Raw genomic sequence first — 22,036 nt, 5'->3', positions numbered from 1 at the left:
GGGGACGAGCATGGACAGGCCGCTCAGGCTGCCGCAGCAGGATCGGGCGGACTTCGAGACGGAGCTCGGGCGGGCGCTGGCCGCGCCGCAGGTGCGGGCCGCCCTGGGTGCGGGTGGGGCCGAGGGGCGGGAGGTGGAGCGGTTGCGGCGGGTGGCGCGGGAGAACGCGGAGTTCGTGCTGGCCGCGGCGGCGCCGGAGTACGAGCGGTACGCGGCGCTGCGGGCGGATGCCGATGCGGTGGCGCGGCTGCCGGTGGACGCGCCGGCGCGGGAGCGGGCGTCGGGGTGGTGGGGGGTGCTGGGGGTGGTGGTGCCGGTCATCGCGGTGACGGCGGCGGTGATCTTCCTGCTGCTGGGGTCCGTACTGGGCTTGGTCGAGGATCTGGAGGTGCTGGCGCGCGCGTTGGTGGACGCCGGGTGGGTGTCGGCCGGGGTGGGGGCGGTGAGTCTGCTGGTGGGCGGGCCGGGGCTGCTGGGGGCGGCCCGGTCGAAGCGGTCTGGCGCCGGGGAAGTGGCGGACGGGGCCGGGGAGTTGCTGCGGGCGCGGGACGCCTGGCGGGCGGCGCTGGCGGAGCGCGGGCTGGTGCCGTACCTGGTGGCGCAGGCGAACGCCGCACCCGGGCAGCGGCTCTGATCAGCCCTGGTCGAGCCTCGCCGAGCGGGCGGCGTCGACCAGGAGCCGGGCGGCGTCCGCGGGGATGGCCAGGCGGCGGGCGATCCAGGGGGCGGGGCGGCCGGCCCGGGCGAGCATCCAGCCGGAGTACAGGTGGCCGAGCTGGGGCGCGTTCTCGGCGAGCAGCAGCGGGCGGACGGCCTCCATCGGGAAGCCTTCGAGGGCGCGGGCGCTGTACTCGCGGCCGTGGGGGCCGGGCGGGGGCAGCGGCAGTGGGCGGCGCAGGTCGAGCCAGCGGCTGAGCAGCACCGCGCCGACCACCAGCAGGCCGGTGCCGGAGACGCCGATCAGGATGCCGCCGATGACCGGGCGGTCGTCCTCCTTCGCCAGGCCGAGGGCGATCTCCTCCAGGACGAGCAGGCTGAGCACGGTGAGCAGCACCGCCGCCTCGGCGGAGCGCGGGTGGGTCCGGGACGTCGTCATGCGAAACCTCTTCCTCGGCAGGGTGGCCGGGGGTTTCGGGCGGGTGCGGCGATTCACCTTCCGTACAACGGCGGTGGGCGGCCCGGGGCACGCATCATGGCTCAGGTGGTGACATCACGGATCGGAATTGACGGAGCATCAGATCAGGCAAGCGGGCGGCTGGTTGGCTGTCAGCGGGAGGTTCGGGCCGCTGGGGCGCCGAGCCAGCATAGCCCGGACATGCCAACTTCGGCAGGGTTGTCGAAACCGGCGCGCCCGGGCCGTGCCGTGGAGCCGAAGCGCCCTCAGCGGGCCAGCAGGGGCAGCGGTGCGCCGGTGCGGGCCGGGAGTTCGAGGCGGGTGAGCAGAGCGGACGGGGAGACCTCGACCACCCGGCAGCCGGCCCGGTGGCGGCAGTGGCGGGCGACCGAGCCGTGCCGCAGGCGCTCCAGGCGGCGGCGGGTGGCGGCGCCGAGGACGAGCAGGTCCTCCGGGCCGGTGACGGCGCCGACCAGGGCGGGGCCCGGCTCGGCCCGGACCACCAGCGGGCGGATGATCAGGCCGGACGGGTAGCCGCCGTAGGCCTGCTCGAAGGCGACGTCGAGGCGGCGGCGGGCGGCGTGCTCCAGCTCGGAGAGCGGGCGCAGGCCGTCCCGCTCGTTCGCGGTCCAGGCGGCGACCGGCACCAGCACCGCCCGGTTCCGGGCCGCCTCGCCGACGGCGTGGTAGAGGGCGGCCAGGCTGCTCAGTGATCCGCTCAGTCCGACGATCACTCGGGTGGTCCCGGTCATGGCCGTTCGCCTCCGTCTCTCCGGCAGAACTCTCCGTCGGGCTCCGCCGGTTCGGCACTCCTTGGTTCGGATGACTCCAGTGAACCCCGGAACGGGCCCCGTCATGCCGCCGCTGACACCACCATGACGCGGGTCGTGCACATCTTGACGGCCTCCTGACAGGGCCTGCCCCGGTCGGAGCGGGCGCAGGCCCGGACACCTCCCGATCAGCCCAGCCCCGGCACGAACTGGATCAGCAGGTCGATCGCCTTGATGCCGAGGAACGGCAGCACCAGCCCGCCCAACCCGTACACCCGCAGGTTGCGCCGGAGCAGGTCGGTCGCGGAGGCCGGCTGGTAGCGCACTCCGCGCAGGGCGAGCGGGATCAGGGCGACGATGATCAGCGCGTTGAAGATGATCGCGGAGGCGATCGCCGAGGTGGGGCTGTGCAGCTCCATGATGTTGAGGTGGTGCAGCCCGGGGTAGGCGTCGGAGAACATCGCGGGGATGATCGCGAAGAACTTGGCCACGTCGTTGGTGATCGAGAAGGTGGTCAACGCGCCTCGGGTGATGAGGAGTTGCTTGCCCACCCGGATGATCTCGATCAGCTTTGCCGGGTTGGAGTCGAGGTCGACCATGTTGCCGGCCTCCTTGGCGGCCGGGGTGCCGGAGTTCATCGCGACGCCGACGTCGGCCTGGGCGAGCGCGGGGGCGTCGTTGGTGCCGTCGCCGGTCATCGCGACCATGTTCCCGGCGGCCTGCTCACGCCGCAGGTGGGCCAGCTTGTCCTCCGGGGTGGCCTCGGCGAGGACGTCGTCCACCCCGGCCTCGGCGGCGATGGCGCGCGCCGTCAGCGGGTTGTCGCCGGTGACCATGACCGTACGGATGCCCATCCGCCGCAGCTCGGCGAAGCGTTCGGCGATGCCCTCCTTCACCACGTCCTTGAGCTCGACCACGCCCAACGCCCGTGCGCCGTGCCGGTCGTGGACGGCGACCAGCAGCGGGGTGCCGCCGGCCTCGGAGATCCGGTCCACCAGCGGCTCGGCCTCCCGGGGCAGCCGGCCGCCGGAGTCGACCACCCAGCGGGCGACGGCACTGGCCGCGCCCTTGCGGATCAGGCAGGTGGTGCCGTCCGGCCAGGTGAGGTCGACGCCGCTCATCCGGCTCTGCGCGGTGAACGGGACGGGCCGCTGCTCGCCCAGTTCGCCGGCGGCCCGGGGCGGCACCCAGTACTGACGGTTCGTCAGCTCGATCAGCGAGCGCCCCTCCGGCGTCCCGTCCGCGACGGAGGCCAACTGGGCCGCCTCGGCCAGCTGTTCGGTGGTCGCGCCGGGCAGTGCGTGCAGGGCGACGGCCCGGCGGTTGCCGTAGGTGATGGTGCCGGTCTTGTCGAGCAGCAGCACGTCCACGTCCCCGGCGGCCTCCACCGCCCGGCCGGAGAGGGCGACGACGTTGCGCTGCACCAGCCGGTCCATCCCGGCGATGCCGATCGCGGAGAGCAGCGCGCCGATCGTGGTCGGGATCAGCGCGACCATCAACGCGACCAGCACGATGGTCGTCTGGGGTGCGTCGGCGTAGATGGCCATCGGCTGGAGCGAGACGACGGACAGCAGGAAGACGATGGTCAGCGAGGCGAGCAGGATGTTGAGTGCGACCTCGTTCGGGGTCTTCTGCCGGTTGGCGCCCTCGACCAGCGAGATCATCCGGTCCACGAAGCTCTGCCCGGGGCGGGAGGTGACCCGGACCACCAGGTGGTCGGAGAGCACCTTCGTGCCGCCGGTGACGCCGGTGCGGTCGCCGCCGGACTCCCGGACGACGGGGGCGGACTCCCCGGTGATCGCCGACTCGTCCACGGTGGCGACGCCCTCGACCACCTCGCCGTCCTGCGGGATCACCTCGCCGGCCGGGACGAGCACGATGTCGTGCAGCAGCAACTGCTCGGCGGGGATGACCTCGTGGCGGTGGTCGCGGGTGCCGACCCGCCAGTGCAGCAACCGCCGGGCGGTGGTGGCGGACTGGGCGCGGCGCAGCGAGTCGGCCTGCGCCTTGCCACGGCTCTCCGCGACGGCCTCGGCGAGGTTGGCGAACAGCACGGTGAGCCAGAGCCAGAAGGAGATCACCCAGGCGAAGACGCCCGGGTGGACGACGGCGCTGAGGGTGGTGAGCGCGGAGCCGCTCTCGACCACCAGCATCACCGGGTTGCGCATCATGGTGCGCGGGTGGAGCTTGCGGACGGCGGCGGGCAGCGCCTCGGCCAGTTGGCGACGGGTGATCAGCCGGCGGCGGCCGCCCGGCGAGGTGGGCCGGTGGCTCGGCGGTGGCGCGGGCGCGGGGGCCTGGCGCCGGAACCAGTTCTGCTGGGCGGCGGCGGTGTCCGGGGCCTGGCCAGGGGCGTTGCCGGGGGTGGTGTCCGGGGTGGTGAGGGCCGAACGGCGCATCGTCTCGGGGGACCTTCCGGGCCGGCCCGGTGGACCGGGGCGGCGGGTTCGGGTGGGGCTGCGGGGACGGCGGACAGCCCACCACCGGAGGACCGGCGGACATGCCGGCCTTGACGGGGCCTTGGCGGCGCGGCGGCCGTCCTTGACGGACCCCTGACACCCCCGCCGAGCCGCTGTCAGGGGAGCGTCAAGGAGCGCGGCCGGGGCGTACACCATCCGTCAAGGACGGGTGCGACCGGTCCGCGGAGGGTCTCCACTGGAGGTGTCCGGCCGTACGGGGCCGCCGCTCGAAGGGACCTGCCATGACCACTGTCACCGCCGTCATCGACGTCGACGAGCCGCTGGAGCGGACGGTCCGCGCCCTGCCCGCCGCCTGGCGCCGGGACCGCCGGGACCGTCCCGAGCCGCCGGAACCGGCCCCGGCGGCCGACCGGGAGCGCACCCGCCCGGCGCACTGCCGGTTCGCCGTGCACTACGAGGACTGAGCCCGTCCACCCACCCGCGCCCGCGCCCAGCAGCCACAGGAGCAGCCGCCATGACCCAGCTCGTCGCCCCGCCCGTCCCCACCGCCCCCGCCGAACCGCTCGGCGGCCCCTAGCCGGCCTCGGCGCGGCCCGGCCGGGGAGCCGACCTGCTGGTCGGCGGGGTCGGGCTGGCCGAGGCCGCCGAGCGCTTCGGCACCCCGCTGTACGTGCTGGACGAGGCCGAGGTCCGCGGCCGGGCCCGGGCGTACCGGCGGGCGCTGCCGCACGCCGAGGTGCTGTACGCGGCCAAGGCCTTCCTGTGCAGCGCGATGGCCGACTGGGTGGAGCAGGAGGGCCTGGGGCTGGACGTCTGCTCCTCGGGCGAGCTGTGGCTGGCGGTCTCGGCGGGCTTCCCGGCGCAGCGGATCCTGCTGCACGGCAACGCCAAGTCCCCGGAGGAGCTGCGGCTGGCCCGCCGGCTGCGGGTCGGACGGATCGTCATCGACGGCCCGGCGGAGATCGCGCGGCTGGCCGCGCTGGTGGCCGCCGACACGCCGCAGAAGGTCCTGGTCCGGGTCGTGCCGGGGATCGCCGCCGGCCACCACGCGGCGGTGCGGACGGGGATCGGCGGGCAGAAGTTCGGCTTCCCGATCGAGGGCGGTGACGCGGCGGAGGCCATCGCCCGGGTGCTCGACCAGCCGGGGCTGGAACTCGCCGGGCTGCACTGCCACTTGGGATCGCAGATCACCTCCGTCGAGCCCTACCTGCGGGCGGTGGACGCGCTGGTGCGGCTGCTGGCCGAGGTGCGCGAGCGGCACGGCGTGGAGCTGCCGGAGCTGGACCTCGGCGGCGGCCACGGCATCCGCTACCTGCCCGGCGACGCCGAGCTGGACCTCGCCGAGTTCGCCGTCCGGGTGACCGACCGGCTGGCGGTGCGCTGCGCCGAGACGGGGCTGGAGGTGCCGCGGCTGATCGTCGAACCCGGCCGCGCCGTCGCCGGGCCGGCCGCGGTGGCGGTCTACCGGGTGCTGTCCGTCAAGCACTCGGCGGACGGCCGCTGCTTCGTCGCGGTGGACGGCGGCATGAGCGACAACCCGCGCCCGGCCCTGTACGGATCGCCGTACGCGGTGCGGCTGGTCGGCCGCCGCCCGGAGGCGGGGGACGCCCGGGTGGACGTGGTCGGCCGGCACTGCGAGGCCGGCGACGTGCTGGTGCGCGACGCCCTGCTGCCCGCGGACCTGCGCCCGGGCGACCTGCTGGCGGTCCCGGCGGCCGGCGCCTACCAGCTCTCGATGGCCTCCGGCTACAACCTGGTCGGCCGCCCGGCGGTGGTGGCGGTGCGGGACGGCCGGGCGCGGCTGCTGATCCGGCGGGAGACGGTGGAGGACTTCCGGCTGCGGGAGGTCGGGCGCTGAGCCCGGCGTTGAACGTCGAAGCCGAGGGTGTGCGCGAGAAGTCGGCCCGGCCGACTTCTCGCGCACGCGTGTCCGCTGGTCGCCGTACAGGGTCGGGGCGGCGCCGAGCGGCCGGCCGGCTGGAACGCTCGCCGGAGCTCCCCGCCGAGGCGCCCGGGCAGCCATGGCAGCCGGCATAAAAGCAGGTGAGCGGCGTGGCGGCGGTCGGTAGAGTCCCGCGCGTGACGAACTGGCGCGAGATCTACGAGGCCGACTGCGCACGTCCTCAGGGGCGTCGGCTCGACGACCTGGTCGCGGAGCTGGCCGAGGCCCTGGGGAGCCCGGACCCCGAGGTCCGGGACGGCTACCCGTACGCGGTCCTGGACGCGTGGATCCGGCGCGGGGTGATCGACGGCGAGCGTCGGCTCGCGCTCGGCGACGTGATGGCGGAGCGCTTCACCGATCCGCGGACCGAGGCCCGGACCTTCGCCCCGCTCGTCCTGAGGATGATCGTGAGCCAGGGGGTGCTCAGGCCGGAGTGGCTCGACGCGTTCGCCGCCTGGTACCGCGCGGAGGCCGACCTGCGGGGCCGTGACGACCAGCTCGGCTGGCTGCACGCCGTGGCGCACGGCGCGGACCTGCTGGGGGCGGTCGGCCTGCGGCCCGAGGCGGACCCCGAGCCGCTGCTCGCCCTCGCCGCCGAGCGCCTGCTCGCGCCGACCGGGTACCTGTTCGCCGAACGGGAGGACGAGCGGCTCGCCAAGGCCGTCGCCCTCGTCCTCACCCGCCCCGACCTGACGCCGGAGCGGTCGACCGGCTGGCTGACGCCGGTCGGCGGGGCGATCGCCCCGTACGCGCGCGGGCCGATGCCGGCCTGGGCGTCGAACACCGTGCGCACCCTGCGGGCCCTGTACCTGCTGGCGGACCTCGGCGTCGCCGCCGAGCGCGGCGGCCGGCCCGTCCCGCTCACCCACGCCGCGGCGGTCAGGGCCCGGGTGGCCGAGGTGCTGCGCCCGGTGCTCCCGTAGGCCCGGGGGGCTCTAGCAGCCGAAGGGCGGGCCGACCGCCTCGGGAGCGGCCGGCCGGTGCCCGCGGCCGCGGTGGCGGGTGGTGTCAGAGCGGGAGGAGGTCGGGCCGCTTGGCCGCCATCCCGTCCCCGGCGGACTCGCCGCGCAGGCGCCGTCCGACCCAGGGCAGGAGGTGCTCCCGCGCCCAGTGCGCATCCTGCCGGTACCGCTCGGCGGTGGAGAGCTCCGGCGCGGCGGGCCAGGGCGCCTCCGGGTCCTGGGCGGTGGACACGCCCAGGGTGCGGGCGGCCATCAGGGCGACCCGCTGGTGGCCCTCCGGAGAGAGGTGGAGCCGGTCCTCGCTCCAGGCCTGGGGGTGCTGGACGGAGCGCAGCGACCACAGGTCCGCGACCAGGCAGCCGCGGCGGTCCGCGATCGCCCGCAGGTGCCCGTTGTAGGTGGCGATCTTGCCGCGCAGGTGCTTGAGCAGCGTCATGCCGCGGGTGTCGAAACCGGTGAAGACCATCACCGTGCCCGCGTGCCCGGTGAGTTCGACCACGGCGGCGTCGAAGCGCTCGGCGACCTCGTCGGGGTCGGCGCCGGGCCGCAGGATGTCGTTGCCGCCCGCACACAGGGTGACCAGGTCGGGGCGGGCGGCGCGGACCTGCGGCACCTGCTCGGCGACGATCTGGTCCAGGAGGCGCCCGCGCACCGCCAGGTTCGCGTACCGGAAGTCGGCGCGGCCGCGCTCGTCGGCGAGCATCCCGGCCAGGCGGTCGGCCCAGCCGGCGAAGGCGCCGTCGGCCGCGTGGTCGTTCAGCCCCTCGGTGAAACTGTCGCCCAGGGCCATGTACGAGTTGATCTGTACAGCCGGCCGTGGCGTGACGGGAACCGGCTCCGAGGAGTCTTTGTACATACCCTACATGGTTGATCATATGAAGTATTAGTGCAAGTGCGGCCCGCCGCCACGGGCGTCCGACGGCCTTCGGCTGACCGGATCTGATCGCTTCTGTCGCTCCGTCGGCCATAACGCCTGAGGCAGTTGGTGCGATCTCGACCATTTGTGGCGCGCCGCTGTTAGGCTGCGCGCCTGAATACGAAGTCTCCACGATGTAAAAGGACTTGGAAGAGAGCGTGAAGGCTCTCCTTCCCGCCCCGTCACCGCCGCCGAGACCCGAGGAGCCACGTGAGACCCGAAGACGTCCCCCTGCTGTTCCAGGAGCTGGCCCGCGAGTACGCCGACGTGACCGGCATGTCGGTGGCGGCGACCGGATCGTTGGCCCGCGGCGACCACCGGACCGGGCCGAGCGGCGACATCGTCTCCAACCTCGACCTGATCCACGTGGTGCCCGACGGGGCCGACGTGCCGGAGGTCCGCGCCCTGGTGGGGCGGAAGATGAAGCGGATCACCGACGACTTCCGGATCGAGACGACCTCCGTCATCGCCAGGCTCCCGGCGTTCCGGCAGGCCGGCCACGCCCACTACCGGATCAGCATGCGGCCCCAGTGGTTCTGCGACGGGCTCGGGCTCGGGCCGGACGCCTTCGACGACCCCGGCCGCACCGAGGACGACCCGCGCACGGCGCTGGCCTGGATGATCCAGCCCGTCCCCTACTACCTGGCGAAGGCGACCGTCGTGGACCCGACGACCAACCTCGCCAAGGCCCGCCGGGCCGCGCTGCGGCTGGCCGACCGGTTCGACCTCCCGCTGATCCGCGACGGCCTCGACAACCTCCCGCGCGCCCTGCGCACCCTGATCGCCGAGCGCGGCCTCGCCCCGCTGGAATCCACCGCCCGCTACCTCGACACCCCCACCCACCCCGCCGTCGCCCAGCTCGTCCGCGACGCGGTCTTCGTCGAGAGCATGGGCCTGCCGTCCGCCGAGTCGATGCTGGTCCTGCTGCCGTCCGTCCCGAACTGACCACCACCGGAGCGCACTTCATGTCCACTCGGCAGCACGTGGAGATACTGCCCCCGCACCCGCTGCGGGCCGGCTACGACCGGTCGCTGGAGCGCGGGTCGATAGCCGACGATTTCCAGCGGCGCCTGGAGCCCGACCGCTTCAACCCGGGCCACCTCGGCGCCCTGGCCGAGCGGGTCGAGCACGCCCTGCGCCAGGACCCGGCGGACGAGACCATGCGCTGGCGCCTGGCGTTCCTGCTGCTCCAGAACAACGCCACCGCGGCCTCCGTCGAACGGGCCGAGGGACTCCTCGCGGGCACCACGCTCCCGCAGGGCCGGCGGCTGGCCCACCTGGTGGCCGGGATCCGGAGCCGGGCCGACCGGCCGCGCGCCGGTCGCCGCGTCCGGCGGGTCAACTGGTCGATCAACAACCGCTGCCCGATGTCCTGCCAGGGCTGCTACAACCCGTTCGCCGCCGAGCAGATCGACCTCGCCCAGGCGGACCGGATCATCGGCAAGCTGGCCGCGCACGGGACCAGCGACCTGGTGCTGGCCGGCGGCGACCCGCTGCTCTGGCCGCCGATCTTCGACGTGGTCGACCACGCCGTCGCCGCCGGCCTCAAGGTCGGCCTCGACACCACCGGTTACACGCTCACCGCCGCGAAGCTGGAGCGCCTGCGCGGGCTGTCCTCGCTGCGGCTGCCGCTGGACGCCGTCACCGCGGACGTGCAGCGCGCCTTCCGGCGCAGCCCGGACGCGAACCTCCTCCAGGCGCTGCTGGACTCGCTCGCCCTGTGCGACGCGGAGGGCTTCGACCGGGTGCGGGTGCACACCGTGGCGAGCGCCGAGAACCTCCACCAACTGCCGGAGCTGGCAGACGAGATCATGTCCCATCCGTCGGTCGCCCAGTGGGTGGTCTTCCAGTGGTGGGGCCGACGGGCGTCGCCGGCCACGGTCCGCCGGCTCGGGGTGGCGGTGGAGGACGTCCGCGCGGTGCTGGACGGGATCCGGCGGGACCACCCCGGCCGGGAGATCCATCTCGCGGAGAGCAGCGAGCGGGAGCTGCTGAACTGGATGATCCAGTCCAGCGGGCAGGTCGTCACCTTCGGTTCGGGCGCCGAGGAGGAGTTCATCCTGGGCAACCTCCTGACCGACGAGGTCGAGGAGATCCTGACCCACCCGATCCTGGACTTCGAGGCCATGTCCCGGGGGATCCCGGTGACCCCCGGGACGGTGTTCGGCCCGGCGGACGGCGCGCAGGGCCGGCACCCCGGCTGATAACGGAACGGTTGCGGAGCCCGCCCTTCCCGTGTCCGGGGCTTGACGGCACGGGGAGGGCGGGCGTTTGCTGTGTCCCGCCCGTTGGGGAATGTTCGGTTCTGGTTTGTTGTGTGTGTTTGAACGTTCAAACCGTGTCGACTCCCCATCGCACCCCGTGCCCCACTCGCGCCGCCACCACCACCCCCCGCAGCCCCACGGCCTTCCGGCGCCACCCCACCGAGAGGAATGCAATGTCACACCTTTCCCGTCGCGACCTCCTCCGCGCCTCCGGAGCCGGCCTGCTGGCCGTCGCCGCCGGAGGCACCCTCGCGGCCTGCGGCGGCGGCTCCGGCTCGGCAGGCGCCGGCGGCGGGGACGCCGACACCGGCACGGTCACCGTCTGGTCCTGGGCCACCGCCGCCGAGGCCCTGCGCGGGATCGTCCCGGCCTTCGAGAAGGACAACCCGGGGATCAAGGTCGACGTCCAGGACATCGGCGAGCCCGCCATCTGGGACAAGATCACCGTCGGCATGGCGGCCGGCGGCCAGGGCCTCGGCGATGTCCTGCACATCGGCTGCGACTACCTGCCCGGGTACCTGGAGAAGTTCCCCGGCGGCCTGGCCGACCTCTCCGCGCTCGGCGCCGACGCCCACCGGGAGAAGTTCGCCAAGGGCCTGTGGCCGGTGGTCTCCGGCAAGGACGGCCACGCCTACGCGCTGCCCTGGGAGGTCAACCCGCTCGGCTTCTTCTACCGCAAGGACTACTTCGACAAGGCCGGCATCGACCCCGAGTCCCTCGCCACCTGGGACGACCTGCTCGCCGCCGCCGACCGCTTCAAGGCCGCCAACCCCGGCGTCGCCCTGATCGGCCTCAACCGGGCCGCCAACCCCACGCCCGACCTGGACTTCCTCCAGTCCCTGATGCAGCTCCAGGGCGCCTTCTACTTCGACCTCCAGGGGAAGATCACCGTCGGCTCGGAGCCGGCCGTGCGCGCGCTGACCATCGTCAAGCGGCTGGACGAGGCCGGGCTGATCGGCGACACCCCCGGCGTCCAGAGCTGGCCGCCGGTGATGAAGACCGGCAAGCTCGCGGTGGCCGCGATGCCCGCCTGGGTCGCGCACTACCTGGAGAAGAAGTTCCCCGACCAGAGCGGCAACTGGCGCCTCACCAAGCCCCCGGCGGTCACCCCCGGCGGCCGGCGCACCGCCCTGGTCAACTCCACCCACCTGGCCGTCGCCTCCTCCAGCCCGCGCCGCCGCGCCGCCTGGAAGTTCGTCGAGTACGCCGTCACCCGCCCCGCCTCGGTGAACGCCATGTTCGGCGCGGGCGGCGTCTTCCCCGCGCTCACCGCCGCCTACACCGACCCGCTGTACTCCGCGCCCAGCGCCTTCTACGGCGGCCAGCCGGTGCTCAGGACCTTCGCCGACCTCGCCACCGAGGGCGGCGACCCCACCAACTACTCCGGCGACTACGCCCGCGCCCTCAAGCTGGTCAGCGACGCCCAGGTCAAGGTCCTGCTCAAGGGCGCCGACCCGGCCGCCGTCCTCCAGGACGCCGCCAAGCAGCTCGCCCAGCAGACCGGGCGCGGGATCGCATGAGTGCCGCCGCTTCCCCCACCGCCCTCAACCGCAGGGCGAGACCGGGCGGTTGGCGCCGCACCGCCGTGCCGTACCTGCTGCTCGCCCCCGCCCTGCTCACCTTCGCCGTGTTCAAGGCCTACCCGGTCGTCGACTCGCTGCTGCTCTCCTTCACCACCGGCTCCGGCTCCGCCACCCGCAATGCCGGCCTCGCCAACTACCGCCGCCTGCTGGACGATCCGCTGTTCTGGACGGCCCTGCGCAACACCGGCGAGATCCTCGTCGTGCAGGTCCCGCTGATGCTCGGCCTCGCCCTGCTGATGGCCGTCGCCATCAACTCCGCGCTGGTGCGCTGGCGCACGGTGTGGCGGCTCGGCGTCTTCATGCCCTCGGTGACCGGCCTGGTCGCCACCGGCGTGATGTTCGCCTACCTGCTCAAGGCCGACGACGGCGCGGTCAACTGGCTGCTGAACGCCGTCGGCCTGCCCTCCGTCGACTGGCTGGGCCAGCCGGTCTGGGCCCGGATGGCCGTCGTCGTGGTGCTCACCTGGCACTACACCGGCTACAACGCCGTCATCTACCTCGCCGGACTCCAGTCCATCCCGAAGGAGTTGTACGAGGCCGCGATGGTCGACGGGGCCGGCCCGATCCGCCGGTTCACCTCGGTCACCGTCCCGGCGCTGCGCCCGGTGCTGCTGTTCACCGTCGTGCTCTCGACCATCGGAACGCTCCAACTCTTCGACGAGCCGTACGTGTTGACCGGCGGCGGGCCGGACAACGCCACCCTGACCGTCTCCATGTACCTGTACCAGAACGGCTTCCGGTACTTCGACTTCGGCTACGCCTCCGCCATCGCCTACGCGCTCACCCTGCTCGTCTCGGTGCTCGGCGCCGCCCAGATGCGTCTGATGGGGGAGAAGGACAAGTGAAACTCAAGAAGCTGCGCGGCTGGCCGCTGACCTTCCTCCTGGCCGGCATCACCGGGCTGTCGATCGCCCCCTTCTACTGGCTGGTGGTCTCCGCCACCCGCAAGGACACCGAGGTCTTCGACTGGCCGCCCAAGCTGCTGCCCGGGGGGAGCCTCGGCGAGAACCTGAGCCACCTGGAACAGAAGATCGGCCTGCTCCGGGTGGTCGGGAACTCCCTGCTGGTGGCGGGGGTCCAGACCCTGGGCGCCCTGGTCGTGGCGCTGCTCGCGGGCTACGCCTTCGCCAAGTTCCGCTTCCGCGGCCGCACCCTGCTCTTCGCCCTGCTGCTCTCCACCCTCGTGGTGCCCGAACAGGTCACGCTGGTACCGCTGTTCACGATGATGACGGACTTCGGCCTGCTGGACACCTACCAGGCGCTGATCCTGCCCGGCCTGTGCGTGCCCTTCGCGATCTTCCTGATGCGCCAGTCGCTGAGCAGCCTGCCGGACGAACTCCTGGACGCCGCCCGGGTCGACGGCGCCGGCGAGCTGCGGGTGCTGTTCAGCGTGGTGGTGCCGGTCATGCGGCCGGTGCTGGCGGCCCTGTCGATCTTCCTCTTCCTGGGCTCCTGGAACCAGTTCGTCTGGCCGCTGATCGCCCTGCGCAGCCCCGAGATGCACACCCTGCCGGTCGCCCTGGCGACGCTGCACGGCAACAAGTCCAACACCGACTACGGCGCGATCCTCTCCGGCACCGCGCTGTCCACCCTGCCGATGGTGGTCCTCTTCCTGGTCCTCCAGCGGCAGTTCATCTCCGGCCTGCTGGCCGGCGCGACGAAGGGATGACCACCATGACCGAGGTCTGGGAGCCGCACGCCCCCACCGCCGCCGGCGGCCTGCGCCCGCTGTACGCCGACGGGCTCGACCTGCGGGTGAGCGGCACCGGGACGGCCCGGGGCATCGCCGACGGGGTGGTCGAGGTGACCGCCGAGGGCGCGGGCGAGGTGCGGATCGAGTGGCGGGTGCCCTGCGTCGACGCCACCGCCCTGTGGACCCCCGAACCGCGCGGCACCGGCTGGCTGCCCGCCGCCTGGAGCGCCCCGCGCCGTACCGGCCTCGCGAACGGCGCGCCGATCGCCGCGCTGGTCGGCACCGGGGACGTCGCGCTGTGCGCCTTCGCGGCCGGGCGCCCGGACGTGCTGGCCGGGGCCGGAGTGGTCGAGGAGACCGGCGAGTTCCGGTTCTGGGCCCAGGCCGCCGACCGGCTCACCGTCCGGATCGACACCTCCCGCCGGCACTTCGGCCGCGCCCTGGCCGACCTCGCCGCCTGGTGGGGCGAGGGCCGCACGGCCGACATACCGGAGGCCGCCCGCCGCCCCGCCTACTCCACCTGGTACTCGATGCACCAGGACGTCACCCCCGAGCGCATCGAGACCCAGGCCGCGCTCGGCAAGGAGCTGGGCCTGGACGTGATCATCGTGGACGACGGCTGGATGACCGCCGACCGCACCCGCGGCTACGCCCACTGCGGCGACTGGGAGCCGGTCTCGCTGCCCGACACCGCCGCCCACGTCCGGCGGGTGCACGAACTCGGCGTGCGGTACATGCTCTGGTACGCGCTGCCGTTCATCGGCAAGGACAGCGCCGCGTACCGGGAGATCGGCCACCTCGCGCTGGCCGACGTCGCCCACATGGGCGCGGTCGTCGCCGACCCGCGCCACCCCGAGGTCCGGGCCGTCCTCACCGACCGGCTCGCCCGGGCCGTCGAGGAGTGGGGCATGGACGGCCTCAAGGTGGACTTCGTCGACTGGTTCGCCCGCGCCGACGCCCCGCCGGCCCGCCCCGGCGCCGACTGCGCGAGCGTCGAGGAGGGCGTGGAGCGGCTGCTCGCCGCGATCCGGGGCCGGATCACCGCCGCCGACCCGGAGGCGATGATCGAGCACCGCCAGCCGTACGTCAGCCCCGGCCTGTGGCCGTACGCCACCATGATCCGCGCCACCGACTGCCCGCTCAGCCCGCAGGAGAACCGGCAGCGGACCGTCGACGTGCGGCTCGCCGCCGGGCCCGTCCCGGTCCACGCCGACATGCTGATGTGGCACCGGGCCGAGCCGCCGGAGCAGATCGCCTGCCACCTGATCAACGTGCTGTTCTCGGTGCCGCAGGTCTCCGTCGACCTGGCCGCGCAGAGCGAGGGCCAGCGCGAGGCGCTCGCCTTCTGGCTCGGCGTCTTCCGCGAGCACGCGGCCACGCTCCAGCTCGGCGAGCTGCTCCCGGCCCGCCCGGACCTCGGCTACCCGATGGTCACCGCGCGCGGCGCCGGAACCGGCGCCGGAGCCGGTGCGGGGGCCGGCACCGTGGCCGTGGCCCGCTACGCCGCGCTGCCGGTGGACGCCTCCGGCGAGGACTGGCGCACCCTGCTGGTGGCCAACGCCGACGCCGACCCGGACGTCCGGCTCACCGGCGGCCGCGGGCAGGTGGCGGTGACGGTGCAGGACGCCCGGGGGCGTATCGTGCGGCAGGGCGAGGTCGAGCTGGACCGGGCGGACGCGATCCCCGTGCCGCGCGGCGGGCTGCTGACCCTGCGCCGAGCCTGACCCCGCGTCGAGCCCGACCACCGTGCCGAGGCCGACCCGTTCGGGGTGCCGGTCCGGCGCCGGCGCCCGCCCCCGCCCCCGAGCCCCGAGCCCCGAGCCCCGAGCCCGACCACCCTGGAGAACACAGCATGCCCGAGGGACCGCACCGGCCGCGCCGCGGCGCCACCACGATCGAGGAGGTCGCCCGGGCGGCCGGGGTCTCCCGGCAGACCGTCTCCAACACCCTGAACGCGCCGCAGCGGGTCCGTCCGGAGACCTTGGACCGGGTGAACGCGGCGATCCGTGAACTCGGTTACCAGCCGGACCAGTCGGCCCGCTCGCTGCGCAGCGGCGCCCGGCGCACCCTCGGCTACCTGGTGCCGGTGGACGACCCGCTCGACCCCAACCCGCTGATGGCCGGCTTCCTGGAGGCCCTGGTCGACGCGGCCGGGGCGGCGGGGCAGCGGGTGCTGCTGTTCCGGCCGGGGCAGGGCGGCGCGGCCTCTCCGGTGGCCGCGATGGACGAGCTGGTGGCGGCCCGTCAGGTGGACGGGCTGGTGCTGGCGGACGTGCTGCACGAGGACGTCCGGATCGCCCACGCGGCCCGGCTCGGCGTCCCGTTCGTCAGCTTCGGGCGGACCGGGCCCGGGGACCCGCAGCACTGGGTGGACATCGGCAACGAGGCGGCGATGGCCGAGGTGGTGCGGCACCTCGCGGCGCTCGGCCACCGTCGGATCGGCTACCTCGGGGCCGCCGAGGAGCTGCCCTGGATGGCGGCGCGGCGGGCCGGGTTCCTGGCCGAGGCCGAGCGGTTGGGCCTGTCCGCAGTGGCGGCGGGCGCTCCCGCGACAGGCGCTGCCGGGACGGGCACTCCGACGGTGGGCGCTCCCGCGGCGGAGGCCGGTGGCTCCACGGTGGCCTCGGTACGGGCGCTGCTGGGCGGGCCCGACCGGCCCACCGCCTTCGCGGCCGGCAGCGACCTGCTGGCGCTGGACGTGTACGAGGCCGTCCGGGCGGAGGGGCTGGCGGTCGGGCCCGACGGGGTGGCCGTCACCGGGTTCCACGACACCCCGCTCTGCCGGCACCTCCACCCCGGGCTGACCTCGGTCCGGCTGCCGCTGCGGGCGATCGCCGCGGCGCTGGTCGGCCGGCTGCTGGACCAGGTGCGCGGGGAGGCGGCTCCGGTGCGGGGGCTGGAGCTGCCCACCGAGCTGGTGGTGCGGGGGAGTTCGGGGCGGCCCGGCTAGCTTGTCTCGTTCGGCTGTTCCGCGTGGCTTTCGGGTTCGTCCTCCCGGTCGGGGTGCGCCGGGTGCGGTGACGGCGGCCGGGTCCGGTGATGCGCGCCGGGTGCGGTGACGGCGGCCGGGTGCGGCGACGGCAGCGGCTCAGGCCGTGTGGGCCGCCGGGCGCTCCGGGGAGGCCTCCGCGAGCGCGCGGGTCACCGCCTCGACCCCGGCGCGCAGCCCGTACACCGGGGTGGCCGGCTGCTGGCGCCAGGACTCGTCGATCCCGCCCGCGTCCACGGTGTCGAAGCCCAGCTCGTCGACCAGCGCCCGGACCACCCGCTTGGCCGCCTCGTCGTCCGACGCGACCGGCACGGCGATCCGCTCCGGGTCGCCGGCCGGGCGCGGGCGCTCCAGCAGGTCCTGCGCGTAGGTGCCGTTGAACACCTTCACCACCCGGTGCCCGAGGTGCTGCTCCGTCCAGCGGCTCTCGGTGAGCCCGCCGTCCTCGATCGCGTCGATCCGGCCGTCGCGCTCCTTCGGGTAGTAGTTGCCGGTGTCGATCACCGCGACGCCCTCGGCGGCCTCGGCGAACAGCCCGGCGGGCAGGTCCGGCACGTTCTTCAGCGGCACGGTGACGATCACGACCTGGGCGCCCCGGGCCGCCTCGGGGACCGTCACCGCCGTCGCCCCGGTCTCCTCGACCAGTGCCTGGAGCGTCTGCGGGCCACGGGAGTTGGCCACCGAGACCTCGTGTCCGAGCGCGGTCAGCCGCCGGGTGAGGTTGCCGCCGATGTTGCCCGCGCCGATGATGCCGATCTTCATGGGAAGCCCCGTCCGTGAGTGCGGTAGTGGACCGTCGCCTGAGCCCAACCACCGGTCGGCCGCTCCGATTCCCGGCCGGCAGGGTGGTCCTCCCGGACCCAGGGTCGGAGCGGGCCTGGTACCGCCCGGCGCGGGTGGCCAGGGTGGACGACATGAACCACACCACCTCCGAATCCACCGTCCTCGTCACCGGCGGCACCAGCGGCATGGGCCTCGCCACCGCCCGCCACCTCCTCGCCGCCGGCTCCCAGGTCGTGATCACCGGCCGCGACGACGCCCGGCTCGCCCGCGCCGCGGCCCAGCTCGACGCCGGCGACCGGCTGCTCACCGTCCGCGCCGACGCCTCCGTACCGGCGGACCTCGCCCGGCTCGCCGACACCGTGCGGGAGCGGTACGGCCGGCTCGACGGCGTCTTCGCCAACGCGGGCGTGGCCGGCTTCGAGCCCGTCGAGGAGGTGACCGAGGCCGAGTTCGACCGGATCGTCGCCACCAACCTCAAGGGCGTGTTCTTCACCGTCCAGCAGGCCCTGCCGCTGCTGGACGCGGCCGGCGGCGGGTCGGTCGTCCTCAACGCCTCCTGGACCCCGCACCGCGGTCTGCCCGGCGCCGCCGTCTACGCCGCCACCAAGGCCGCCGTGCTCAGCCTCGCCCGCACCCTGGCCGCCGAACTGGCCGGGCGCGGCATCCGGGTCAACTCGGTCAGCCCGGGCTACATCGTCACCGAGATGTTCCACGAGGCCATCCCCGACCCGGCCGACCACGAGCCGATCCGCGGCCAGGTCCCGCTCGGGCGGCTGGGCACCGCCGAGGACGTCGCGGAGACCGTCGCCTTCCTGCTCTCCGAGCGCTCCTCCTACATCACCGGGCAGGACGTGGTGATCGACGGCGGCCTCGTCCCGGCCTTCCCGTCCCTGACCGGCTGAGCGCGCGCCGCCCCGTTCCGTGCCTGGTCCTGGCAGGGCCAGGCACGGGGGCGCCCGTCCGGGGGAGAATCCATGACGTGAACCCGAGCAGCGCCCTGAGCGAATTCCTCCGCACCCGCCGCGCCCGCCTGCAGCCCGAGGACGTCGACCTGCCCGACTACGGCGGCCGCCGCCGCGTCGCCGGGCTGCGCCGCGAGGAGCTCGCCCACCTCGCCGGGGTCAGCGTCGACTACTACACCCGCCTCGAACAGGGCCGGGTCGGCAACCCGTCCGACGCCGTCCTCGACGCCGTCGCCCGCGCCCTGCGGCTGGCCCCCGACGAGTCCGGCCACCTGCACCGCCTCGCCCGCCCCGCGGCCCGCCCCCGCCGCCGTCCGGTCGCCCGCCAGCAGCCGCGCCCCTCGCTGCTGCACCTGCTGGAGCAGCTCCACGACACCCCGGCCCTGGTGATGGGCCACCGGATGGACGTCCTGGCCTGGAACCGCGCCGCGGTGGCGCTCCTCGGCGACTACGGCGCGCTGCCCGTCGAGGACCGCAACATCGCCCGGATCACCTTCCTCGACCCGGCCTCCCGCGAGCTCTACGCCGACTGGGCCGCGTGCGCGCGGGAGAACGTCGCCTTCCTCCACCTGGAGGCCGGGCGCCGCCCCGACGACCCGCTGCTCGCCGAGCTGGTCGGGCAACTCTGCCTGGGAAGCGAGGAGTTCCGGCAGATGTGGGCCGAACACCCGGTGGCCGACAAGACCTCGGGCCGCAAGTCCTTCCGCCACCCGCTGGCCGGGACGCTCGACCTCGCGTACGACACCCTGCGGCCGGCCGACGACGCCGGGCAGGCGCTGGTCACCTACACCGCCGACCCGGGCTCGGCCTCGGACGACGGGCTGCGGGTGCTGCTGTCCTGGGCGGCGTCGGGCTGAGGGTTCCGGGCGATGATGAGCAGGTTCTTCCTGGTCAGCACGGTGTTCGGATGGTCCGGCCCGAGGACGCGTTCAAGATCCGCTGCCGCCCGGCGAATCGTCTCCATCGCTTGGTCATGGCGGCCGGCAGCCCAGTACGCGGCGGCGAGGTTGCTGCGTGAGATCAGGGTGTCGGGGTGGTCGCCGCCGAGGACGCGATGGCGGTCGGCGAAGACCTGTTCCAGGAGACGCGTGGATTCGTCGATGCGGCCGGCGTTCCAGTACATGGCGGCGAGGTTGTTGCCCGAGGTGAGGGTGTCGGGATGGCTGCTGCCATGAACGCGGTGGCGGTCGGCGAGGACCTGCTCCTGCAGGCTCATGGCTTCCTCGGTGCGGCCGGCGTCCCAGTAGGTGGCGGCGAGGTTGTTGCGGGCGGTGAGGACGGCGGGGGCGTCGGCGTCGAGGAGGCGGCGGCGGTCGGCGAGGACCTGTTCCTGGAGGCCCATGGCTTCGTCGATGCGCTCGGCGTTCCAGTAGGTGCTGGCGAGGTTGTTGCGGGCGGTGAGGGTGTCCAGGTGGTCGCTGCCCAGGAGGCGTTCGCTCATGGTGCAGAGGCTGTCCAGGAACTGGATGCCGGTGGTGTACAGGCCTGCCCGCTTGAGGCTGGTTCCGCAGCGGAACAGAAGCGGGTGGACTCCGAGCGACGGCGGGATCAGGTCGGCCATGCTGTGCCCGGCCAGCACGTCGGTGTTGGCCCGGAGCGTTGCGGCCAGACCCTCCACGTCGTAGTCCGCACTCGGCCACAGTTCGAGCAGGGCATCGGCCGCCGCGAGGGCGGTCCGCGCGGTGTCGGGGCGGAGGTCCAGGGCCGCCCGCGCGGTGAGCGCGTGCAGGGTCACCTCCCGGTCGGCCGTCTCGGTGAGGGTGACCAGGCTGTAGTTGTGCAGCACGGCGAGCGCGTCCAGCGCGTCGTCGGCCGTCACGGGCGCCCCGTGGACACCGCCGAGGTGGTCGAGCACCGCTTCGGTGCCCCACAGTGCCTGCGGGTGACCGGCCGGGTCCAGCAGCGCGGCCAGCTGGAGGACCGGCCCCGTGAGCCCGACCGGCTCCTCCTGCTGCGCCGCGTCGAGCGCCAGCAGCAGCGCCGCCGTCACCGGCCCCCGGTACCCGTCGGCGCCGGCGCGGGCGGGCAGGACGGCGTCCAGGCTGCGGGAGCGGTCGCGGAAGAGCTCCAGGTACCGGCCGCAGCTGCGCCGGGTGTTGACCATGTACGCGGCCGCGTGGGCCAGCGCGAGCGGCAGGTGGCCCAGTTCCTCCGCCAGCTCCGCCGCGTGCCCGTCCAGGAACCGGGCGCACTTCGCCCGCTCCAGCCGCTCGCCCAGGTAGGCGGCCGACTCGGCGGGGGAGTACGTGGTGACGTCGACCAGCACCCGGTCGCCGCCCGTACTGGCGGCGCCCCGGTGCCGGGTGGTGGCGATGACCCGGCCCCGGCCGCCCCGGCTGGTGACGGGCCACAGCTGCTCGGGCGTGTGCTCGGTGGTGTTGTCGAGGACGATCAGCCAGCCGCGCTCGGTGGCGGCCAGCCAGGCCAGGAAGCGCTCGGCGTCCTGCTCGGCCTCGCCGCTCGCCCCGGGCACCCGGAGCTCCACGGCCGCCCGGGCGTACAGGTCGGTCACGGCGGAGGGCTCGGCGGCGTCGGCCCACAGCACCAGGTCGGTGCCCGCCTCGACGGCCGCGCGCGCGTAGTGGGCCGCGAGCTGCGACTTCCCGACGCCCCCGCCGCCCGCCAGCACCTGGCTCAGCACGACCGTCCCGTACTCCCCGCGGGCCTCGTCGATCTCCCGCCGCAGCTCCGCGCGGGGCTGGAAGGCCGTCGCCTTCGGCGGGATCCGCCCGATCACCACCGGCCACCGCACCTCGGCGGCGGCCGGCGCGGCGTACTGGTGGACGGTCATCTCCCCGGCCTGGAAGGCATGGCCGTTGACCGTCCCGCCCTCGATCCCGTTCCGGACCTGCCACCCCTGCTGCACCTGCTCGCCCCCACCGCCCGGCGTGTCGAATGGCCTCCATTATGGAAGGCGACGCGGGTGCGGCGGGCCCGTCACTCGAAGCGGGAGGGGTCCCCGGCGCCGCGGCGGACGATCTCCGGGCCGCCGCCCGAGAAGTCGACGACCGTCGTCGGTTCCGTGCCGCAGTCGCCCGAGTCCACCACCGCGTCCAGCACGTGGTCGAGGCGCTCCTTGATCTCCCAGCCCTGGGTCATCGGTTCGTCGTCCCCGGGGAGGATCAGGGTGCTGGAGAGCAGCGGCTCGCCGAGTTCGGTGAGCAGGGCCCTGGTGACGGCGTGGTCGGGGATCCGGACGCCCACCGTCTTCTTCTTCGGGTGCATCAGCCGGCGGGGGACCTCCTTGGTCGCCGGCAGGATGAAGGTGTAGCTGCCCGGCGTCGCGGCCTTGACGGCGCGGAAGACGGTGTTGTCGAGCTGGACGAACTGCCCCAGCTGCGCGAAGTCCACGCACATCAGGGTGAAGTGGTGGCGGTCGTCGAGACGCCGGATCGACCGGATCCGCTCGAGGCCGTCGCGGTTGTCCAGCCGGCAGCCCAGCGCGAAGCAGGAGTCGGTCGGGTACGCGATGAGGGCGCCGGACCGGAGGCTGTCGGCCACGGTGCCGATGGTGCGCGGCTGGGGGGACTCGGGGTGCACATCGAAGTACTTCGCCATTCGGCCGACCCTACGGGATGCCGGCGGCCGGAGGGCGCAGCCGCCACGCGATCTGGCCGGTCGCCCCGGCGCGGCGTACG

At 74.3% G+C, this 22,036-nt stretch carries 19 protein-coding genes and 1 pseudogene; 13 read left to right on the top strand and 7 right to left on the bottom strand.

Going from position 1 to position 22,036, the window contains the following annotated elements:
- Positions 1-10: 10 nt before the first annotated feature.
- A complete protein-coding gene (locus tag ABZW03_RS03870; RefSeq protein WP_355251727.1) occupies positions 11-634 on the top strand; it encodes a hypothetical protein in 624 nt (207 codons plus the stop codon).
- Here the strand turns inward: ABZW03_RS03870 and ABZW03_RS03865 are convergent, their stop codons facing one another.
- The 3 genes from ABZW03_RS03865 to kdpB form a co-directional block, all read right to left on the bottom strand.
- A complete protein-coding gene (locus tag ABZW03_RS03865) occupies positions 635-1,096 on the bottom strand; it encodes a hypothetical protein (RefSeq protein WP_355251724.1) in 462 nt (153 codons plus the stop codon).
- A gap of 284 nt (positions 1,097-1,380) precedes the next feature.
- Complete coding sequence (locus ABZW03_RS03860; RefSeq protein ID WP_355251721.1) at positions 1,381-1,866, bottom strand: universal stress protein; 486 nt, start codon at positions 1,864-1,866, stop codon at positions 1,381-1,383.
- 206 nt (positions 1,867-2,072) lie between these two features.
- Positions 2,073-4,283: a potassium-transporting ATPase subunit KdpB gene (gene kdpB, locus ABZW03_RS03855; RefSeq protein WP_355251718.1), complete on the bottom strand. Its 2,211-nt coding sequence runs from the start codon at positions 4,281-4,283 to the stop codon at positions 2,073-2,075.
- A gap of 302 nt (positions 4,284-4,585) precedes the next feature.
- Here kdpB and ABZW03_RS03850 point away from each other — a divergent pair, with 302 nt between their 5' ends.
- From ABZW03_RS03850 to ABZW03_RS03840, 3 genes and pseudogenes are all read left to right on the top strand, one after another.
- A complete protein-coding gene (locus ABZW03_RS03850) occupies positions 4,586-4,768 on the top strand; it encodes a hypothetical protein (protein ID WP_355251715.1) in 183 nt (60 codons plus the stop codon).
- 50 nt (positions 4,769-4,818) lie between these two features.
- Positions 4,819-6,162 (top strand): annotated as a pseudogene (gene lysA / locus ABZW03_RS03845) (diaminopimelate decarboxylase).
- A 221-nt stretch (positions 6,163-6,383) separates the two neighbouring features.
- On the top strand, positions 6,384-7,169 hold the full coding sequence (locus tag ABZW03_RS03840; RefSeq protein ID WP_355251712.1) for a DUF2785 domain-containing protein: 786 nt from the start codon (positions 6,384-6,386) through the stop codon (positions 7,167-7,169).
- A gap of 85 nt (positions 7,170-7,254) precedes the next feature.
- Here the strand turns inward: ABZW03_RS03840 and ABZW03_RS03835 are convergent, their stop codons facing one another.
- A complete protein-coding gene (locus tag ABZW03_RS03835) occupies positions 7,255-7,998 on the bottom strand; it encodes an SGNH/GDSL hydrolase family protein (protein ID WP_355251709.1) in 744 nt (247 codons plus the stop codon).
- 336 nt (positions 7,999-8,334) lie between these two features.
- On the opposite strand from ABZW03_RS03835, the gene ABZW03_RS03830 reads away from it, so the two are divergent.
- The 7 genes from ABZW03_RS03830 to ABZW03_RS03800 all read left to right on the top strand — a co-directional run bounded on the left by ABZW03_RS03830 (position 8,335) and on the right by ABZW03_RS03800 (position 16,614).
- Positions 8,335-9,069 carry a hypothetical protein gene (locus ABZW03_RS03830; protein WP_355251706.1) on the top strand — a complete coding sequence of 245 codons (735 nt, stop codon included), beginning with the start codon at positions 8,335-8,337 and terminating at the stop codon, positions 9,067-9,069.
- Positions 9,070-9,089: 20 nt separating this feature from the next.
- Complete coding sequence (locus ABZW03_RS03825) at positions 9,090-10,328, top strand: radical SAM protein (RefSeq protein WP_355251703.1); 1,239 nt, start codon at positions 9,090-9,092, stop codon at positions 10,326-10,328.
- A 233-nt stretch (positions 10,329-10,561) separates the two neighbouring features.
- Positions 10,562-11,908, top strand: a complete 1,347-nt coding sequence (locus ABZW03_RS03820) for an extracellular solute-binding protein (RefSeq protein ID WP_355251700.1) — start codon at positions 10,562-10,564, stop codon at positions 11,906-11,908.
- On the top strand, positions 11,905-12,816 hold the full coding sequence (locus ABZW03_RS03815; RefSeq protein ID WP_355251697.1) for a sugar ABC transporter permease: 912 nt from the start codon (positions 11,905-11,907) through the stop codon (positions 12,814-12,816). The genes ABZW03_RS03820 and ABZW03_RS03815 overlap by 4 nt, the downstream gene beginning before the upstream one ends.
- The gene (locus tag ABZW03_RS03810) at positions 12,813-13,640 is read left to right on the top strand and encodes a carbohydrate ABC transporter permease (RefSeq protein WP_355251694.1); all 828 of its coding nucleotides are present in this window, start codon (positions 12,813-12,815) and stop codon (positions 13,638-13,640) included. The genes ABZW03_RS03815 and ABZW03_RS03810 overlap by 4 nt, the downstream gene beginning before the upstream one ends.
- 5 nt (positions 13,641-13,645) lie before the next feature.
- A complete protein-coding gene (locus tag ABZW03_RS03805) occupies positions 13,646-15,388 on the top strand; it encodes a glycoside hydrolase family 36 protein (RefSeq protein WP_355251691.1) in 1,743 nt (580 codons plus the stop codon).
- A 128-nt stretch (positions 15,389-15,516) separates the two neighbouring features.
- Positions 15,517-16,614: a LacI family DNA-binding transcriptional regulator gene (locus ABZW03_RS03800; RefSeq protein WP_355251688.1), complete on the top strand. Its 1,098-nt coding sequence runs from the start codon at positions 15,517-15,519 to the stop codon at positions 16,612-16,614.
- Between the two features lie 138 nt (positions 16,615-16,752).
- On the opposite strand, the gene ABZW03_RS03795 is transcribed toward ABZW03_RS03800, so the two are convergent.
- On the bottom strand, positions 16,753-17,415 hold the full coding sequence (locus ABZW03_RS03795) for an NAD(P)-binding domain-containing protein (RefSeq protein ID WP_355251685.1): 663 nt from the start codon (positions 17,413-17,415) through the stop codon (positions 16,753-16,755).
- Between the two features lie 152 nt (positions 17,416-17,567).
- On the opposite strand from ABZW03_RS03795, the gene ABZW03_RS03790 reads away from it, so the two are divergent.
- Both ABZW03_RS03790 and ABZW03_RS03785 read left to right on the top strand, forming a co-directional pair.
- On the top strand, positions 17,568-18,338 hold the full coding sequence (locus tag ABZW03_RS03790) for a glucose 1-dehydrogenase (protein WP_355251682.1): 771 nt from the start codon (positions 17,568-17,570) through the stop codon (positions 18,336-18,338).
- A 77-nt stretch (positions 18,339-18,415) separates the two neighbouring features.
- The gene (locus ABZW03_RS03785; RefSeq protein ID WP_355251679.1) at positions 18,416-19,255 is read left to right on the top strand and encodes a helix-turn-helix transcriptional regulator; all 840 of its coding nucleotides are present in this window, start codon (positions 18,416-18,418) and stop codon (positions 19,253-19,255) included.
- Here ABZW03_RS03785 and ABZW03_RS03780 read toward each other — a convergent pair.
- Positions 19,183-21,264, bottom strand: a complete 2,082-nt coding sequence (locus ABZW03_RS03780) for a tetratricopeptide repeat protein (protein WP_355251676.1) — start codon at positions 21,262-21,264, stop codon at positions 19,183-19,185. The two genes, ABZW03_RS03785 and ABZW03_RS03780, sit on opposite strands and share 73 nt — an antisense overlap.
- A gap of 71 nt (positions 21,265-21,335) precedes the next feature.
- Entirely contained in the window at positions 21,336-21,956 is a 621-nt protein-coding gene (locus tag ABZW03_RS03775; protein ID WP_355251673.1) for an L-threonylcarbamoyladenylate synthase, read from the bottom strand.
- Between the last annotated feature and the right edge of the window lie 80 nt (positions 21,957-22,036).

Source organism: Kitasatospora sp. NPDC004799, from assembly GCF_040609095.1.
Taxonomy (GTDB): Bacteria; Actinomycetota; Actinomycetes; order Streptomycetales; family Streptomycetaceae; genus Kitasatospora.
The sequence above is the reverse complement of the archived record's forward strand: the minus strand, read 5'-3'. Positions and strand labels throughout refer to the sequence as shown.

Excerpts from the sequence above, each read along its gene's own strand:
- ABZW03_RS03870 (WP_355251727.1), top strand. The coding sequence starts at position 11 with ATGGACAGGCCGCTCAGGCTGCCGCAGCAGGATCGGGCGGACTTCGAG.
- ABZW03_RS03865 (WP_355251724.1), bottom strand. The coding sequence starts at position 1,096 with ATGACGACGTCCCGGACCCACCCGCGCTCCGCCGAGGCGGCGGTGCTG.
- ABZW03_RS03860 (WP_355251721.1), bottom strand. The coding sequence starts at position 1,866 with ATGACCGGGACCACCCGAGTGATCGTCGGACTGAGCGGATCACTGAGC.
- kdpB (WP_355251718.1), bottom strand. The coding sequence starts at position 4,283 with ATGCGCCGTTCGGCCCTCACCACCCCGGACACCACCCCCGGCAACGCC.
- ABZW03_RS03850 (WP_355251715.1), top strand. The coding sequence starts at position 4,586 with ATGACCACTGTCACCGCCGTCATCGACGTCGACGAGCCGCTGGAGCGG.
- ABZW03_RS03835 (WP_355251709.1), bottom strand. The coding sequence starts at position 7,998 with ATGGCCCTGGGCGACAGTTTCACCGAGGGGCTGAACGACCACGCGGCC.
- ABZW03_RS03825 (WP_355251703.1), top strand. The coding sequence starts at position 9,090 with ATGTCCACTCGGCAGCACGTGGAGATACTGCCCCCGCACCCGCTGCGG.
- ABZW03_RS03820 (WP_355251700.1), top strand. The coding sequence starts at position 10,562 with ATGTCACACCTTTCCCGTCGCGACCTCCTCCGCGCCTCCGGAGCCGGC.
- ABZW03_RS03815 (WP_355251697.1), top strand. The coding sequence starts at position 11,905 with ATGAGTGCCGCCGCTTCCCCCACCGCCCTCAACCGCAGGGCGAGACCG.
- ABZW03_RS03805 (WP_355251691.1), top strand. The coding sequence starts at position 13,646 with ATGACCGAGGTCTGGGAGCCGCACGCCCCCACCGCCGCCGGCGGCCTG.
- ABZW03_RS03800 (WP_355251688.1), top strand. The coding sequence starts at position 15,517 with ATGCCCGAGGGACCGCACCGGCCGCGCCGCGGCGCCACCACGATCGAG.
- ABZW03_RS03795 (WP_355251685.1), bottom strand. The coding sequence starts at position 17,415 with ATGAAGATCGGCATCATCGGCGCGGGCAACATCGGCGGCAACCTCACC.
- ABZW03_RS03790 (WP_355251682.1), top strand. The coding sequence starts at position 17,568 with ATGAACCACACCACCTCCGAATCCACCGTCCTCGTCACCGGCGGCACC.
- ABZW03_RS03775 (WP_355251673.1), bottom strand. The coding sequence starts at position 21,956 with ATGGCGAAGTACTTCGATGTGCACCCCGAGTCCCCCCAGCCGCGCACC.